Annotated in this window: 14 protein-coding genes; 6 read left to right on the forward strand and 8 right to left on the reverse strand. The window is 70.9% G+C overall.

Features of this window, described 5'->3' with window-relative positions; all coding sequences use genetic code 11:
• Window positions 1-4: 4 nt before the first annotated feature.
• A complete protein-coding gene (locus AB0K12_RS26470) occupies window positions 5-841 on the reverse strand; it encodes a phosphoribosylaminoimidazolesuccinocarboxamide synthase (protein ID WP_364566502.1) in 837 nt (278 codons plus the stop codon).
• A 120-nt stretch (window positions 842-961) separates the two neighbouring features.
• The gene (gene purD, locus AB0K12_RS26475) at window positions 962-2182 is read right to left on the reverse strand and encodes a phosphoribosylamine--glycine ligase (protein ID WP_364566505.1); all 1221 of its coding nucleotides are present in this window, start codon (window positions 2180-2182) and stop codon (window positions 962-964) included.
• Window positions 2183-2635: 453 nt separating this feature from the next.
• Here purD and corA point away from each other — a divergent pair, with 453 nt between their 5' ends.
• Complete coding sequence (corA, locus tag AB0K12_RS26480; RefSeq protein ID WP_364566508.1) at window positions 2636-3679, forward strand: magnesium/cobalt transporter CorA; 1044 nt, start codon at window positions 2636-2638, stop codon at window positions 3677-3679.
• Here the strand turns inward: corA and AB0K12_RS26485 are convergent, their stop codons facing one another.
• Window positions 3680-4585, reverse strand: coding sequence for a glycerophosphodiester phosphodiesterase family protein (locus tag AB0K12_RS26485; protein ID WP_364566511.1), 906 nt, complete (start codon window positions 4583-4585; stop codon window positions 3680-3682).
• Between the two features lie 220 nt (window positions 4586-4805).
• On the opposite strand from AB0K12_RS26485, the gene AB0K12_RS26490 reads away from it, so the two are divergent.
• The gene (locus tag AB0K12_RS26490) at window positions 4806-5342 is read left to right on the forward strand and encodes a GNAT family N-acetyltransferase (protein ID WP_364566514.1); all 537 of its coding nucleotides are present in this window, start codon (window positions 4806-4808) and stop codon (window positions 5340-5342) included.
• A gap of 6 nt (window positions 5343-5348) precedes the next feature.
• Here the strand turns inward: AB0K12_RS26490 and AB0K12_RS26495 are convergent, their stop codons facing one another.
• From AB0K12_RS26495 to fbaA, 3 genes are all read right to left on the reverse strand, one after another.
• The gene (locus tag AB0K12_RS26495; RefSeq protein ID WP_355415233.1) at window positions 5349-6632 is read right to left on the reverse strand and encodes an adenylosuccinate synthase; all 1284 of its coding nucleotides are present in this window, start codon (window positions 6630-6632) and stop codon (window positions 5349-5351) included.
• 99 nt (window positions 6633-6731) lie between these two features.
• The gene (locus tag AB0K12_RS26500) at window positions 6732-7142 is read right to left on the reverse strand and encodes a DUF3151 domain-containing protein (protein WP_345393820.1); all 411 of its coding nucleotides are present in this window, start codon (window positions 7140-7142) and stop codon (window positions 6732-6734) included.
• Between the two features lie 34 nt (window positions 7143-7176).
• Window positions 7177-8199 carry a class II fructose-bisphosphate aldolase gene (gene fbaA / locus AB0K12_RS26505; protein ID WP_364566518.1) on the reverse strand — a complete coding sequence of 341 codons (1023 nt, stop codon included), beginning with the start codon at window positions 8197-8199 and terminating at the stop codon, window positions 7177-7179.
• A gap of 130 nt (window positions 8200-8329) precedes the next feature.
• Here fbaA and AB0K12_RS26510 point away from each other — a divergent pair, with 130 nt between their 5' ends.
• Entirely contained in the window at window positions 8330-9043 is a 714-nt protein-coding gene (locus AB0K12_RS26510; RefSeq protein WP_364368249.1) for a VTT domain-containing protein, read from the forward strand.
• Window positions 9044-9107: 64 nt separating this feature from the next.
• Window positions 9108-9581 (forward strand): hypothetical protein, encoded by a 474-nt coding sequence (locus tag AB0K12_RS26515; RefSeq protein WP_364566521.1) that lies wholly within the window; start codon window positions 9108-9110, stop codon window positions 9579-9581.
• A gap of 132 nt (window positions 9582-9713) precedes the next feature.
• Here the strand turns inward: AB0K12_RS26515 and pyrE are convergent, their stop codons facing one another.
• A complete protein-coding gene (gene pyrE, locus AB0K12_RS26520) occupies window positions 9714-10247 on the reverse strand; it encodes an orotate phosphoribosyltransferase (RefSeq protein ID WP_364566524.1) in 534 nt (177 codons plus the stop codon).
• A gap of 254 nt (window positions 10248-10501) precedes the next feature.
• Between pyrE and AB0K12_RS26525 the strand changes: the two genes are divergently transcribed.
• Together AB0K12_RS26525 and AB0K12_RS26530 are read left to right on the forward strand one after the other, a co-directional pair.
• Window positions 10502-12877, forward strand: a complete 2376-nt coding sequence (locus tag AB0K12_RS26525) for a sigma-70 family RNA polymerase sigma factor (RefSeq protein ID WP_364566527.1) — start codon at window positions 10502-10504, stop codon at window positions 12875-12877.
• A gap of 186 nt (window positions 12878-13063) precedes the next feature.
• Complete coding sequence (locus AB0K12_RS26530; RefSeq protein ID WP_364566530.1) at window positions 13064-14488, forward strand: NYN domain-containing protein; 1425 nt, start codon at window positions 13064-13066, stop codon at window positions 14486-14488.
• Between the two features lie 25 nt (window positions 14489-14513).
• Here the strand turns inward: AB0K12_RS26530 and AB0K12_RS26535 are convergent, their stop codons facing one another.
• The gene (locus tag AB0K12_RS26535) at window positions 14514-15143 is read right to left on the reverse strand and encodes a response regulator (protein ID WP_364566532.1); all 630 of its coding nucleotides are present in this window, start codon (window positions 15141-15143) and stop codon (window positions 14514-14516) included.

A 15143-nucleotide genomic window follows, 5' to 3' on the forward strand; every position in this document is an offset into this window, starting at 1 on the left:
CGAATCATCCGCTAAAGGAAGCCCCCGTGATGCGCTCATACGCTTCTAGGTATCGCTGCCGGGTGCGCTCGACGATGTGGTCGGGAAGGCGCGGTGGGGGGTTTCCGGTGGATTTGTCCCATCCGGATTCGGGCGATAGCAGCCAATCCCGTACGAATTGCTTATCAAAAGACGGCTGGCTGCGGCCCGGCTGCCATTCGTCGGCCGGCCAGAAGCGCGAGGAGTCGGGCGTCAGCACCTCGTCCCCGAGCGTGAGCACGCCGTCGGAGTCCCAGCCCAGCTCGATCTTCGTGTCGGCCACGATGATGCCCCGCTCGGCCGCGATCTCCGCGCCGCGCGCGTAGACGGCCAGCGTGATGCGGCGCAGCTCCTCCGCGGTCTCCGCACCGACTTCTTCCACGACCCGCTCGTACGAGATCGGCTCGTCGTGCCGGCCCTGCGGCGCCTTGGTGGACGGCGTGAAGATCGGCTCGGGCAGCCGCGAGCCGTCCTGCAGCCCGGCGGTCAGCGGCACCCCGGACACCGTGCCGCCGGCACGGTATTCGGCCAGGCCGCCGCCCGTCAGATAGCCCCTGGCCACGCACTCGACCTGCACCATGCGCAGCGGCCTGCACACCACGCTGCGCGCGTCGTCGCCGCGCTTGACGACGTGGTTGGGCACGACGTCCTTGAGCTGGTCGAACCACCACAGCGACATCTGCGTGAGTATGGCCCCCTTGTCGGGGATGTCGGGCTCAAGGACGTGGTCGAAGGCCGAGATCCGGTCGGAGGCGACCATCACCAGCAGGCCGTCGGCGGTCTCATAGAGATCGCGGACCTTGCCAGAGTGCACGTGTTTCACGGGGTCAAGTCTGCCACCGGGCGGCCGGCCACCGGGTGAGGGGTGGCGTGCGCCTTCCGGCGGGGGCGGAGTGCCCCCGCCCTCCCGCCGGAGCGGCCGCCTCGTGTCGTCGTCCTGCGGTCAGCGGACGGGTGCGATGTCCGTGCGGTGGTGGGAGCCGCGCAGCTCGATGCGGTCGGCCAGCTCGTACGCCGCCCGCCGCGCGCTCTCCTGGTCGGGCCCGTGACCGACGACGCTGAGCACCCGCCCACCGGCCGACACGACGGCGCCGTCCTTCCGGGCCGTGCCGGCGTGCAGCACGTAGGCCCGGTCGGTGGACTGGAGCCCGGTGATCGGGTCGCCCTTGACCGGCGACTCGGGGTAGCCCTCGGAGGCGATCACCACGCACACGGCCGAGCCGTCCTTGAAGACGGGGTCGAGCCCCAGCTCACCGGTGGCGGCCGCCATGAGCAGCCCGCCGAGCGGCGTCTCCAGCCGGTCGAGCAGCACCTGCGTCTCGGGGTCGCCGAAACGGGCGTTGAACTCGACCACTTTCGGCCCCTTCGCGGTGAGCGCGAGACCGACGTAGAGCACGCCCTGGTAGGGCAGCCCGCGCCGGGTCAGCTCGGCGATCGTCGGGTGCACGACCTCGCGCATGACCTGCTCGGTCAGCCCGTCGGGAGCCCACGGCAGCGGCGTGTAGGCGCCCATGCCGCCGGTGTTGGGGCCCTCGTCGCCGTCGTAGGCGCGCTTGAAGTCCTGGGCGAGTTGCAGCGGCACCGCCGTGCTGCCGTCGCACAGCGCGAACAGCGACACCTCGGGCCCGTCGAGGTATTCCTCGATGACGACCCGCTCGCAGGCCAGCGCGTGGGCGAGCGCCGCGGCGCGGTCGTCGGTGACGACGACGCCCTTGCCCGCCGCGAGCCCGTCGTCCTTGACGACGTAGGGGGCGCCGAACTCGTCGAGCGCCGCCGCCGCCTCGGCCTCGGTCGTGCAGGTGCGCGAGCGCGCGGTCGGCACGTCGGCGGCGGTCATGATCTCCTTGGCGAACGCCTTGGAGCCCTCGATCATGGCCGCGTCGCGCGAGGGGCCGAAGCAGGCGAAGCCGGCCTCGCGTACGGCGTCGCTCACCCCGGCCACGAGCGGCGCCTCCGGCCCGATCACCACGAGATCGACCCGCAGCCGCCTGGCCAGCTCGGCCACCTGCTCGGGGTCGAGCGGATCGACGGGATGGACGGTGGCGACCTCCTCGATGCCAGGGTTGCCTGGCGCACAGTGCAGCTCGCTGACCTGCGGATCGAGCTTGAGTGAACGGCACAGGGCGTGCTCACGCCCTCCGGATCCAATGACTAGAACGCGCACGGGCTCCATTGTCGCAGGCCCACCGCCTGACGCGGGTCGCCGGTGGCGATGACGGCGGTGATGACAGCGCGATGACACCGAATGCCGGAACAGGCAAGAAACTTTGTGGAGTTCGCCCTAGGCAGGGGCCTGGGGACGAGTATCGTCGAAGAGGTTCTTCCCGCCTGTGGTAGGTTAGGGCGGCTTTGCGGCGTCTCGCGTGATTGGAGGTGGTCCGGGATGAATCCTGGTGATCCCAGCAGTACGTGCTCGCACACGTACACCGTGCATACCCCCGACCACTCCAATTCGGCAGCCTGATCGTGCCTCCACGCATCTGTGTTTGATTGAGGTGACTTCGTCGCGCGTGGAGCGTGCCTGGTCGGGCGGAAAGGGACTGCCATGCGCTCGTCCACCCTTTTCCGTCGCATCAACCGACACTCCTCCGTACCCTCGCGTGCTCCGCACCAGCACGTGAAGCCCGCCTCCCACGTACGCGTGCCGCCCGGCGACTCCGTCGTCGAGTTCGGCGCCTACGTCCAGGGCAAGAAGGTGCCCGCCACCGGCATCAACGAGGCGCTCGACCTCGTACGCGGGCACAACACCGCCTCCGAGGGCGGCGCCAACGCCTTCGTCTGGGTCGGCCTGCACGAGCCCGCCGCCCCGGAGGTCGAGTGGCTGGCCGGGGTCTTCGGCCTGCACCCCCTCGCCGTCGAGGACGCCGTCAAGGCCCACCAGCGTCCCAAGGTCGAGCGCTACGGCGACTCGCTGTTCATGGTGCTCAAGACCATCGCCTACCTCGACCACGGCGAGCTGACCGACAACAGCGAGATCATCGCCACCGGCGAGATCATGGTGTTCCTCGGCGCGGACTTCGTGGTGACCGTCCGCCACGGCCGGCACTGCCCGCTCAGCTGCGTCCGCGAGCGCCTGGAGGACCGGCCCGAGCTGATGAACCGCGGCCCGGCGGGCGTCCTGCACGCCATCGCCGACCACGTGGTCGACCAGTACCTGCAGGTGGCCGACCTGATGCAGCTGGAGCTAGAGGAGGTCGAGGCCACCGTCTTCGCCGACGTCAGCTCCCGCGACATCAACCGGATCTACCAGCTCAAGCGCGAGATGCTGGAGATGAAGCGGGCGGTCACGCCGCTGCAGGCGCCGCTGTCGGCGCTGCCGCAGCGCCGCGTCGTCCCGTCGGAGATGCGCGAATACTTCCGCGACGTCGGCGACCACCTGTCGCGGGTGTGCGAGCAGGTGGATTCGTCGAACGAGCTGTGCAGCTCGATCCTGCAGGCCGCGCTGGCACGCTCTAACGCCCTCGCCAACGAGGACATGCGGAAGATCTCGTCCTGGGTGGCGATCCTGGCCGTGCCCACGATGATCGCCGGCATCTACGGCATGAACTTCGACTTCATGCCCGAGACCCACACGGTGTGGGGCTATCCGGCGGTGCTGGCCGTCATGGCGACGGCCTGCGTGCTGCTGCACCGGGGCTTCCGCCGCAACGGCTGGCTCTAGCTAGACGCCCACCGGCTTGAGCGGCCCGACCGGATCGGGCAGCTCAAGGCCCCGCTCCCGCCACAGGTCCCGCATCCGGTCGGGGTAGTCGGTCACGATGCCGGCCGCGCCCAGATCGAGCATCCTGGCCGCCAGGGCCGGGTCGTTGACGGTCCACACCGCGACGTCGAGCCCGGCGGCCCGCGCCTGGGCCATCAGGGTCTCGTCGACCATGATGTGCTCGGGCGAGAGCGTGGTGGCGCCCGCGTCGCGCGCCGCCGCCGGCACGTCGTCGCCGACGCCCTCGTTCCAGTGGAGGGTGTCGAGCTCGATGAGCGCGAAGCGCCGGGTGCCCGGCGCCAGCTCGGCGGCGTGCCTGATGATCCGCCAGTCGAAGCTGAGCACGGCCGCGTTGTCGAGCCTGCGGTGCCTGTCGAGCTCTTCGAGCACCATCTCGGTGAACAGCCGCGGGTCGGACGTCAGGTGCGGCCGCGTGGGGTCGGACTTCAGCTCGACGTGCACGCGGACGCCGTCGGCCTCGTAGGCGTTGATCAGCCCCAGCACCGCGCCGAGCGTCGGCATGCGGGTCTCGGGCATGGGGACCTGCGTCAGGGCGAACGGGTCGTTGGGGTGGCGCGGCAGGCGTACGCCCACGTCGAGCGTGCGCAGCTGCGCCAGCGTGAGGGAGTTGATGGGCTTGCCGACGTAGGGATAGAGGGGATCGCCGGGGTGGGCCGGACGCCGGTCGGCGCTGGTGACGGCCGAGACCGTGAGGTCGTGCGTGAGCACGAGCCGGCGGTCGGCGGTGAGCGCGACGTCGAGCTCCAGCGCGTGGACGCCCAGCTCCATCGTGCGGCTCATCCCGGGCAGGGTGTTCTCGGGCCAGAGGCCGCGAGCCCCCCGGTGACCATGTATCTCAACGCGCACAACCGGGACCCTACCTGGCCGGGGGCCCTCTCAGGCAGTGCCACGCCGTGTCCTTTTCATCCTGATACGCCCGGTCGGGCGGATCGGGTCAGACAATAGGCTGTTCTTCATGACGGAGGTTCTCAAAGCAGCCCATTTCCCGACAGTTCGGGCATGGGTTGATGGGTGGGTCATCTCCCGCAAAGCCCCCAGGCCCGTACGCGAGCCCTGGGGCCTGCGCGTGGACGTCGGACTGCCCGGTCACGTGGCCCGCCACATCGTGGCCGCGCCGACCCCCGAGATCCTCCGCCGCCTGACGGCCACCATCCGCACGCCCGGCACCTGGCTCAAGCTCTGCGCCCCCGCCGAGGCCGTCGGACCGCTGCTCCCGGCCCCCTGGGCCGTCCAGGACCGGGAGTTCATGATGACCGCCCGCCTCACCCGCGACCCCGTGCCCGCGCCACCCGGCTACACGCTGGCCGTCACCACCCGGGCCGGCGTCACCGTCGCCCGGCTGCTGACCGCCGCAGGCGAGGTCGCGGCGCGCGGCCAGTTCGCCATCGCCGGCCGCACGGCCGTCGTGGACCAGGTGGAGACCGCCGCGGGACACCGCCGCCGCGGCCTCGGCACCGTCGTCATGAAGACGGTCGCGACCACGGCGGCCTCGATGGGCGCCACCACGGGCGTCCTGGTGGCCACCGCCCAGGGGCAGGCGCTCTACTCCACGCTCGGGTGGAGCCTGCACACCCCCGTGACGGCGGCCGTCCTCACCGCGTAGCGCGGGTCACACCAGCGGGCGCACCACGATCGTCTGGTCGCGGCCAGGGCCCACGCCGATGGCCGAGATCGGGGCGCCGCTCATCTCCTCCAGCGTGCGCACGTACGCCTGCGCGTTCGGCGGCAGGTCCTCGAACGACTTGGCGCTGGAGATGTCCTCCTGCCAGCCGGGGAACTCCTCGTAGATCGGCTTCGCGTGGTGGAAGTCGGTCTGCGTCATCGGGATCTCGTCGTGGCGCACGCCGTCCACCTCGTACGCCACGCACACCGGGATCCGCTCCAGGCCCGACAGCACGTCGAGCTTGGTGAGGAAGTAGTCGGTGATGCCGTTGATCCTGGTCGCGTAGCGGGCGATCACCGCGTCGAACCAGCCGCAGCGCCGGTTGCGGCCGGTGGTGACGCCGTACTCGCCGCCGGTCTTGCGCAGCCACTCGCCGACCTCGTCGGTCAGCTCGGTCGGGAAGGGACCGGAGCCGACGCGCGTGGTGTACGCCTTGAGAATGCCGATGATCTTCGTGAGCCGGTTCGGCGGGATGCCCGCGCCCGCGCACGCACCGCCCGAGGTCGGCGAGGAGGAGGTGACGAACGGGTACGTGCCGTGGTCGATGTCCAGCAGCGTGCCCTGGCCGCCCTCAAGCAGCACGAACTTGTCCTCGTCCAGCGCCTTCGACAGCACCAGCGAGGTGTCGGCGATGTGCGGCTTGAGCCGCTCGGCGTAGGCGAGGTACTCGTCGAGCACCGCCGCCGGGTCGATGCCGCGGCGGTTGTAGACCTTGGTCAGCACCTGGTTCTTCTCGGTCAGCGCGACCTCGATCTTCTTCGCCAGGATGCCCGGGTCGAGCAGGTCCTGGACGCGCACGCCCATCCGCGCGATCTTGTCTCCGTACGCGGGCCCGATGCCGCGCCCGGTGGTGCCGATCCTGGCCTTGCCCAGGTAGCGTTCGGTCACCTTGTCGAGGGCCTTGTGGTGCGGCATGATCAGGTGCGCGCTCGCCGAGATCAGCAGCCGCTCGGCGGAGATGCCCCGCTCGGCCAGCCCGTCGATCTCGCTGAGCAGCACTCCCGGGTCGATCACCACGCCGTTGCCGATCACCGGCACCACCTCCGGCGACAGGATCCCCGTGGGGAGCAGGTGCAGCGCGTACTTCTGATCACCGATGACCACGGTGTGGCCCGCGTTGTTGCCCCCCTGATAGCGGACGACGTAGTCGACGTCGCCACCGAGCAGGTCGGTGGCCTTGCCCTTGCCCTCATCGCCCCACTGGGCACCCACGAGAACGGCAGCCGGCATGGTTCAGTCTCCCGAGCACAAAACGAAAACCCCTGACGCAAGCGCGACAGGGGCTCTTGCGTAGAGAGACTACCCGAACGTGCCTATTCGTCCCAAGAGTCAGCCCTTGGTCAGCGCGTCGTAGCCGGTCGCCGTGCTGTCCTTGAGGAACTGCAGGCACCGCTCGGCCTCGTCCTTCTCACCGATCGCCTGCGCGGCGCGGGACAACGCGTAGAGGCAGCGCAGGAAACCCCTGTTGGGCTCATGCTCCCAGGGGATGGGCCCATGTCCCTTCCAGCCGCTGCGGCGCAGCGCGTCGAGCCCGCGGTGGTAGCCCGTACGGGCGAAGGCGTAGGAGGTCACGGCGTGGCCCTGGGCGAAGTATTCCTCCGCGAGAGCAGCCCAGGCCGCCGGATAGGCGGGAAAACGCGCGGCCACGTCGGCGGCCTTGGCACCGGATTCCAGTGCCTGCCTGGCCTCGGGGAGGTCCGGCAGCTGAGTCGGGGGCGGCCCGGCGAGAAGGTTATCCATAGGACAAGTCATACCCGCCGCGCCGCCCAAATGACTAGGAGATCTTCGTCCCAGCGCTCTTCAGGCTCTGGCACGCCTCGACCACGCGGGCGGCCATGCCGGCCTCGGCGGCCTTGCCGTACGAGCGGGGGTCGTAGGTCTTCTTGTTGCCGACGTCACCGTCGACCTTGAGCACGCCGTCGTAGTTGCGGAACATGTGGTCGGCGATCGGGCGGGTGAAGGCGTACTGGGTGTCGGTGTCGACGTTCATCTTCACCACGCCGTAGGAGATGGCCTCCTGGATCTCCTCGAGCAGCGAGCCGGAGCCGCCGTGGAAGACCAGGTCGAACGGCTTGTCCTGGCCGTACTTCGCGCCCACCGCCTCCTGGATCTCCTTGAGCACGCTCGGCCGCAGCTTGACGTGACCCGGCTTGTACACCCCGTGCACGTTGCCGAACGTGGCGGCCAGCATGTAGCGGCCCTTGTCGCCCACGCCCACGGCCTCGGCGGTGGCCAGCGCGTCCTCGGCCGTCGTGTAGAGCTTCTCGTTGATCTCGCCGACGACGCCGTCCTCCTCGCCGCCGACGACGCCGATCTCCATCTCCATGATGATCCGCGCCCTGGCGCACTTCTCCAGGAGCTCCTTGGCGATCTCCAGGTTCTCGTCCAGCGGAACGGCGGAGCCGTCCCACATGTGCGACTGGAAGAGCGGGTCGAGACCCTTGGAGACCCGCTCCAGCGAGATGTCGATCAGCGGCCGCATGAAGCCGTCGAGCTTGTCCTTCGGGCAGTGGTCGGTGTGCAGCGCCACCGTGACGGGGTATTTCGCGGCCACCACCCGCGCGTACTCGGCGAGCGCCGTCGCGCCCGTGACCATGTCCTTGACCGTGGCGCCCGAGAGGAACTCCGCACCGCCTGTGGAGACCTGCACGATGCCGTCGCTCTCGGCCTCGGCGAAGCCGCGCAGTGCGGCGTTCAGCGTCTGGGAGGAGGTCACGTTGATCGCCGGGTAGGCGAATCCGCCGGCCTTGGCCCGGTCGAGCATCTCAGCGTAGACCTCTGGAGTCGCAATAGGCATGATTCATCTCCCTGAGAAGTTACGGCTTCGCGCCAGGGCCCAGTATCCCGGCTCACTACCCGCTGTGGTAGAGACAACGCGCGCTTGATGGTCATCTGACGCATCCCGGCTACAGGTAGGCTCTCCCCCCGTGGACTCGCTCTTGAATCTCCTTGACCCGACATGGTGGCTGACCCTTTTGGGGGCTTTTGCCACTATCGGAGTGCTCGCCATCATCTTCGCCGAAACAGGGCTCCTGCTCGGGTTCTTCCTGCCTGGCGACTCGCTGCTGGTGGCGGCGGGGATTTTCAGTGCGGCCGAGGTCGCGAAAGGGATGGGCATCGAACCGCTCTCTTTCCCCCTCCTCGTGATCGGCACACCCCTCTGCGCCATCGCCGGCGCCCAGCTCGGGCATTTCCTCGGTGCGCGATTCGGCCGCAAGATGTTCGACAAACCCGATTCGCGGCTGTTCAAGCGCGACCACGTGGTCAGGGCGGAGGAGTTCTTCGAGAAGTTCGGTCCCGCCAAGGCGGTCATTCTGGCGAGGTTCGTGCCGATCGTCCGCACGTTCATGAATCCCGTCGCCGGCGTGCTCGGCATGACCCCCAAGCGTTTCTTCCTCTGGAACGTCATCGGCGGCCTCGTCTGGGTCGAGGGCCTGCTCTTCCTCGGCTACTTCCTCGGCGGCCAGGTCGACCCCAAGCAGATCGACAAGTACATCCTGCCCGGCGTCTTCCTCATCGTGCTCATCTCGCTGATCCCGATCTTCGTCGAGGCCATCAAGCACCGCAGGGCGGGCAAGCAGCTCCCCGAGCCCAGCGGCAAGCACCACCGCGTGCCGACGGGCTTCGACGGCCAATTCTGACCGCCCGCCGCCCGGCCGCCCATGAGCCGGGCGGGGCGGATCATCTCCAGGTACGCTGCCCCCTGTGGGACGCCACAGGTCTGAACCGATGGGCCTCGCCCGATTAGCGCTCCTCGTCCTGGGCGCGTCAGCGGTGGTGGCACTCCTGTTCGTCGGCGGGCGGGCACTGCTCGGCTCGGTCGGCTCGATCGGCGAGGCCGCCCCCGAGCGCTCGCGCGAGCGCGCCCCCGCCACCGTCACCACTCCGGCCACGCCTGATGCGACCTCTGACGCCGCCCCGCCGAGCACCGCGCGGGTGCCCACCGTACGCATCGAATGCCTCGCCGAGACCTGCCCCCTGGTCACGGTCCGCGTACCGGGCGGCGACGTCCTCCACTACCGCGACATGAGCCGCGGTGAGGAGGTCAGCTACTTCGAGCCGGAGCTGGACGTGGTCCTGACCGACGCCGGCACCGTCCGCGTGACGGAGAACGGCGAGCCCCGCGAACAGGGCACCGAAGGCGAACGCGAAGCCTTCACCGTCACATCCCCCGACTGACCGGCCACACGGCTGAGGCGGTGCCGCTCGGTGGGGACGCGAGCCGGGCCGGAATCCTGCGCCGGCCAGGCACAGGACGCCCAAGCCGAGCTAGAGGCCGAGGCCGGCTGGCGCACAGGACGCCAAACTGAACTAGAGGCCGAGGTCCGCCAGTGTGTAACCCGTGCGGTATTCGAGCCCTTCTGCCGTGATGCGCTCGGTGGCCCCGCGGTCGACGATCGTCGCGACGGCCACCACCTCGGCGCCCGCCTCACGCAACGCCTCCACAGCGGCCAGCGGGGACGACCCCGTGGTGGAGGTGTCCTCGACGACCAGCACCCGCCGCCCCTTGACCTCAGGCCCCTCGATCCGCCGCTGCATGCCATGGGCCTTCTGCGCCTTGCGCACCACGAACGCGTCGAGCGTCCGCCCCCGAGCCGCCGCCGCGTGCAGCATCGCGACCGCCACCGGGTCGGCCCCCATGGTGAGCCCGCCGACGGCGTCGTAGCCGAGGTCGGCGGTCAGGTCGAGCATCACCCGCCCGACGAGCGGCGCCGCCACACCGTCGAGCGTGATGCGCCGCAGGTCGAGATAGAAGTCGGCCTCCTTGCCTGAGGACAGGATGACCTTGCCGTGGACGATGGCCTTCTTCTTGATCTCGGCCAGGAGGGTGTCGCGATCCGTCATGCGCCCAAGCTTAGGCTCCACCCCAGCCAGGGCCCAGCCCCGCTCGCCCAGCCCCGCTCGCCCAGCCCCGCTCGCCCAGCCCGCTCGCCCAGCTCCGCACGCGGGGGTCCCGTCCCCCTCCCACGGCTTTCGCCCCGCGCGGGCGCGAGCCTGCGGTCCCTACGGGTGCTGGAGTAAAGGCGCATACCCGGTTTAGTCATTGGGGGGAGTGCGGAATGATTGCGCGGGCAACCCCGCGTAATCGTGAGGTCACTATGGGTACTGAATCGCCGCAGGGCGACGCAGAGCTGCTTCAGGCGGTCAGAGAGGGCAATGCCGCTGCTTACGGGCAGCTCTACGAGCGTCACGTGGCGGCGGCGCGCGCCCTGGCCCGGCAGCTCGTCAGGAGCGCCGAGGCCGAGGACGTCGTGGCGGAGGCGTTCACGAAGATCCTCGACCTGGTCGGCAGGGGCGGCGGGCCCGACTCGGGCTTCCGCACCTACCTGCTCACCGTCGTGCGCCGCACGGTCCACGACCGGTCGCGCGTCGAGAGCCGCCAGGTGAGTACGGGCGACATCGAGCAGTACGACCCGGGTGTGCCCTTCGTCGACCCCGCCCTGGTGGGGCTGGAGAAGTCGCTGATCGCCAGGGCGTACCTGTCGCTGCCCGAGCGGTGGCGGGCCGTGCTGTGGCACACCGAGGTCGAGCGGGCCAGGCCGGTGGAGGTGGCGCCGCTGCTGGGGTTGTCGGCCAACGGCGTGGCGGCGCTGGCGTACCGCGCGAGGGAAGGGCTGCGGCAGGCGTACCTGCAGATGCATCTGGGCGCGCCGCCGCAGCGCGAGTGCCGTCCCGTGCTGGGCAAGATGGGCGCCTACGTACGCGGCGGGCTGGCGCGGCGCGACTCCAAGACGGTGGACGACCACGTCAAGGCGTGCGAGGAGTGTCATGGGGTGCTGCTCGAGCTGACCGACGTCAACAGGGGCCTGCGCGTCATGGTGGGCCCGCTGATCGCCGGGCCGATGTTCGGCGGCTACGCGGCGGCGCTGGCCAAGGTGATGGCGGGCGGCGGCGCCGGGGGCCTGCTGGGCGTGGTGCGGCGGCTGCGCCGGGCGCCCAGGCAGCAGCAGGCCATGCTGGCGGGCGGCACGGCGGTGCTGGTGGCCACGGCGGCCGGGCTGCTGCTGGTGTCCGACGGGCGCCCGCTACGGGCCGAGCCGCCCGCGTTCACGCCGGTCGCGCAGTCGCCCGCCACGCCCGATCCGGTGCAGGTCGAGGCGCCTCCCGAGACCCCCGTCCCGGTACGCGCCCCCACGCCCAGCGAGGCCCCCGCCCGGGTGCCACCACCGGCCGACCCCGAGCCGAAACCGGGCCCCGCACGGCTGCGCGCCACGATCGAGCCGCTGGGCGCCCTCGTCCGCGCCGAGCCCGGCATGATCGCCCTCCGCCTCCGCAACCACGGCGGCTCCCCGAGCGCCACCCTGACCGCCGACGTCCGCCTGCCGGCGGGCGTGACCCTCATCCCCGCCGCGAAGGGCGGCCCGGGCTTCGCCGTCGCGGGGCCGGTGCGGATGGTGGACGGGTGGAGTTGCCGGCCGGCCGCGAGCGGGGCGAGGTGTGTCAGGAAGTCGCTGGCGGCCGGTCAGGGCACGGCGGTGTTCCTGCGCGTGGCGGTGGCAGGAGAGGCGCCTCAGAGCAAGGGGCCTTCTGTGCTCGTCGCGGCCGGGGGGCTCCGGGTGCGCGCCAGAGCCGAGCATGGCGTACGGGCGACGGGAGCGCCGGCCAGGTTCGCCACCGACGGGCGGGTGAGTGTGAGGGCGATCGGCAACACGCTGCTGAGCTGCCCGCGTAACGCCATGAGCTGCGCCGAGGCCCGCAGGAGGGCCGGCACCCAGCGTGACAACGACCTGTGGCCGATGAGCGCGCTCGACCTGGACGACCGGCCGGAGACCGGGTCGTCGAGCGGCGCGGCGCTGACGTTGCCGAAGGGCGGCGAGATCGTGTGGGCGGGGCTCTACTGGTCGGCGGCCGGTGAGGAGGCGGGGCCGATCAAGCTGCGCCCGCCGGGCCGGCGGCACTATGTGACGGTCAGGCCGGCAGACGTGGCGGTCCGCGAGCTGCCCCCTGGCCCGGTCTATCAGGCGTTCGCCGACGTCAGCGACTTCGTGGCGGGCGCCCGCAGGAGCGGCACGTGGTGGGCCGCCGACGCCCCCATGCGCGAGGGCGCCGCCCGCCACGCCGGTTGGAGCCTGGTGCTCGTCGTGACCGACCCGGACGAGCCGTACAGCCAGGCCATGGTGCTCGACACGGCTACCGTGGTCGGCGGCGCGGCCCGCCGCGTACGCCTCCCGCTGGGCGGCCTCACGCCCGCCGCCGCGCCCGCGAGGGCGGAGCTGGTCGCCTGGGAGGGCGACGCCGACCTCCAGGGTGACAAGGTCTCGCTCGGCTCAGGCCCGCTGGCCCCTGTGGGCGGCGGCCGCGACCGCGCGAACGTCTTCGACGGCTCTTCCGGCGGCGTGGCGGAGCTGACCTTCGGGGTGGACGTCGACACGGTCAGCGCCGAGCTCGGCGTCGATCCCGGGCTGACGATCGTGACCGACAAGGACGTGGTCCTGTTCGGGGTGGCCGCGCTGAGCGTGAGGGCGCGGCCGTGACCACGAACGGGACAAACTGGTACGGTGCGCCTGATTGGTCTGGCATGACGGCGAGCGCTAGTCGAATCGTCGGGATTAAGCCTCGCGCGATCACCTGCTTTCATTACCCTGAGAGAGGGCCGCCGAGTCCGGTCTCTGACGGTGCAGAGCCAGCAAGGTCGGACCACCAGGAAAGGGGCGGGGTCAGTGGATCGCTGCGCGCTGTTCGTGGACGCTGGCTATCTGCTGGCTGATGGCGCGATGGCCGTGCACGGCACGCGTCATCGCGAAGCGGTCGCCTGGGACTACCCGGGGCTGCTCCAGCTGATGACCAGCCTCTCGCGCGAGCGCACCGGCCTGCCGCTGCTGCGCTGCTACTGGTACGAAGCGACGGTCGAGGGCCGCCGCACCCCCGAGCACGACGTGCTGGCCGACATCCCCGGCCTCAAGCTGCGGCTCTCGCGCATCAGGCCGGGCCGCCGCGAGGGCGTCGACGCCCAGGTGCACCGCGACCTCATGACGCTCGCCCGCAACAACGCCATCTGCGACGCGGTCGTGGTCAGCGGCGACGAGGACCTGGCGCAGGTGGTGTGCGACGCGCAGGACCTCGGCATCAGGGTCAGCGTCATCCACATCGCGGCCGAGGGCGGCTGGGCCGTCTCGCGGTCGCTGCGCCAGGAGTGCGACGACCTGGTCGAGCTGGGGGCGGTCCACCTGCGCCCCTACGTCACGCTGGTCACCGGCGTCACCGAGGCGTCCAACGGCCACCACCAGCCGCTCAGCAACGGCCAGGCCACCCACTCGCTGCCGCCGGCCCAGCCCTCGCCGCCGTCGCTGCCGGCGTCCTCGCTGCCGCCCATGCCGAGCGCGCAGACGCCCCAGACGCCGCAGTCCACCGGCAGTCACGCGGCCGGGTCCTCGTCGAGCGGCCAGGCCGCCTCCTCCGGCGGGTCCTCGTCAGGGCGCGGGCAGCAGCAGTCGCCGCCGGTGCTGCCGACGTACGCGAACTACCAGCCCGAGCAGCCGCCCGCGCCCGCGCCCGCCACCGGGCCCATCCAGGCGCAGCCGCAGTCGGGTGGCAACGGCACCGGCCAGTTCCCCGCCCAGCCGAGCACGAGCTATCAGCAGCAGAGCCAGTCGAGCACGTCATACCAGCAGCAGAGCCAGTCGAGCACGTCATACCAGCAGCCCAGCCAGTCGAGCACGTCATACCAGCAGCCCAGCCAGTCGAGCACGTCATACCAGCAGCCCAGCCAGGCCGGCCAGCCGAGCACGAGCTACCAGCAGCAGGCCGGGCAGTCGAGCGGCTCCTACCAGCCCGCGCAGCTCGGCCCCTACACCGGCCCCCAGCCCGCGCCGGTCGCTCCCGCCGCCACGGCAGGCGCGACCACGCTGGCCGACGCCGTCAAGGCCGCCCACAGGGAGGGCCACGACTTCGGCGAGTCCGTCGCCCGCGACGCGCCCGCCCTCTGGCTTGAGGCGGTGCTCGCCCGCAAGCCCCGCATGCCGTCCGACCTTGAGGCCCGCCTGCTCCAGGGCTCGTCGCTGCCGATCGACTTCCTGCTGCACGACGAGGTACGCCACGCGCTGCGGCGCGGCTTCTGGGACGCTTTGGAACGCGCCCGCCAGTGATCCTCACCGCCGCGGCGGTGAGAGATCAGGACAGGGCGTCGAAGCCGGCGCGCAGGCGGGTCACGCGCTCGGCGAGATCGGCCAGCGGCACGGCCAGCGCGGGATCCTGCGACTTGCGGGCCAGCTCGCGCACCCTCGCCAACTCGTCCTCGACGGCCGTCAGCCGCCGCGACAGCTCGGGCAGCACCGACGCCTGATCGCCGGCGCCCGGAGGCAGCTCGCCGCTGAGGCGGTCGCGCAGCAGCGCGGCCTGCTCGGCGAGCCGCTTGTTCATGTTGTACAGCTCGGTGAACACCGACACCTTCGCCCGCAGCACCCACGGGTCGAACGGCTTGGTGAGGTAGTCGACGGCGCCCGCCGCGTAGCCGCGGAAGGCGTAGTCGGGCGCGCTGTCGACGACGGTGAGGAAGATGATCGGGATGTTCCGGGTACGCTCACGCCGCTTGATGTGGGCGGCCGTCTCGAAACCGTCCATGCCGGGCATCCGCACGTCCAGCAGGATCAGCGCGAACTCGGTGTTGAGCAGCGCTTTCAGCGCCTCCTCGCCCGATCTGGCGCGCACCGGCACCAGGTCGAGCGAGCTGAGGATGGCTTCGAGGGCGATCAGGTTCTCCTCGCGGTCATCGACGAGGAGGATCTTGGCACGCTCCGGCAT

The organism is Nonomuraea sp. NPDC049419 (genome assembly GCF_040676995.1).
GTDB classification, from domain to species: Bacteria; Actinomycetota; Actinomycetes; order Streptosporangiales; family Streptosporangiaceae; genus Nonomuraea; species Nonomuraea salmonea.

Excerpts from the sequence above, each read along its gene's own strand:
- AB0K12_RS26495 (WP_355415233.1), bottom strand. The coding sequence starts at position 6,632 with ATGCCGGCTGCCGTTCTCGTGGGTGCCCAGTGGGGCGATGAGGGCAAG.
- AB0K12_RS26500 (WP_345393820.1), bottom strand. The coding sequence starts at position 7,142 with ATGGATAACCTTCTCGCCGGGCCGCCCCCGACTCAGCTGCCGGACCTC.
- fbaA (WP_364566518.1), bottom strand. The coding sequence starts at position 8,199 with ATGCCTATTGCGACTCCAGAGGTCTACGCTGAGATGCTCGACCGGGCC.
- pyrE (WP_364566524.1), bottom strand. The coding sequence starts at position 10,247 with ATGACGGATCGCGACACCCTCCTGGCCGAGATCAAGAAGAAGGCCATC.
- AB0K12_RS26525 (WP_364566527.1), top strand. The coding sequence starts at position 10,502 with ATGGGTACTGAATCGCCGCAGGGCGACGCAGAGCTGCTTCAGGCGGTC.
- AB0K12_RS26535 (WP_364566532.1), bottom strand. The coding sequence starts at position 15,143 with ATGCCGGAGCGTGCCAAGATCCTCCTCGTCGATGACCGCGAGGAGAAC.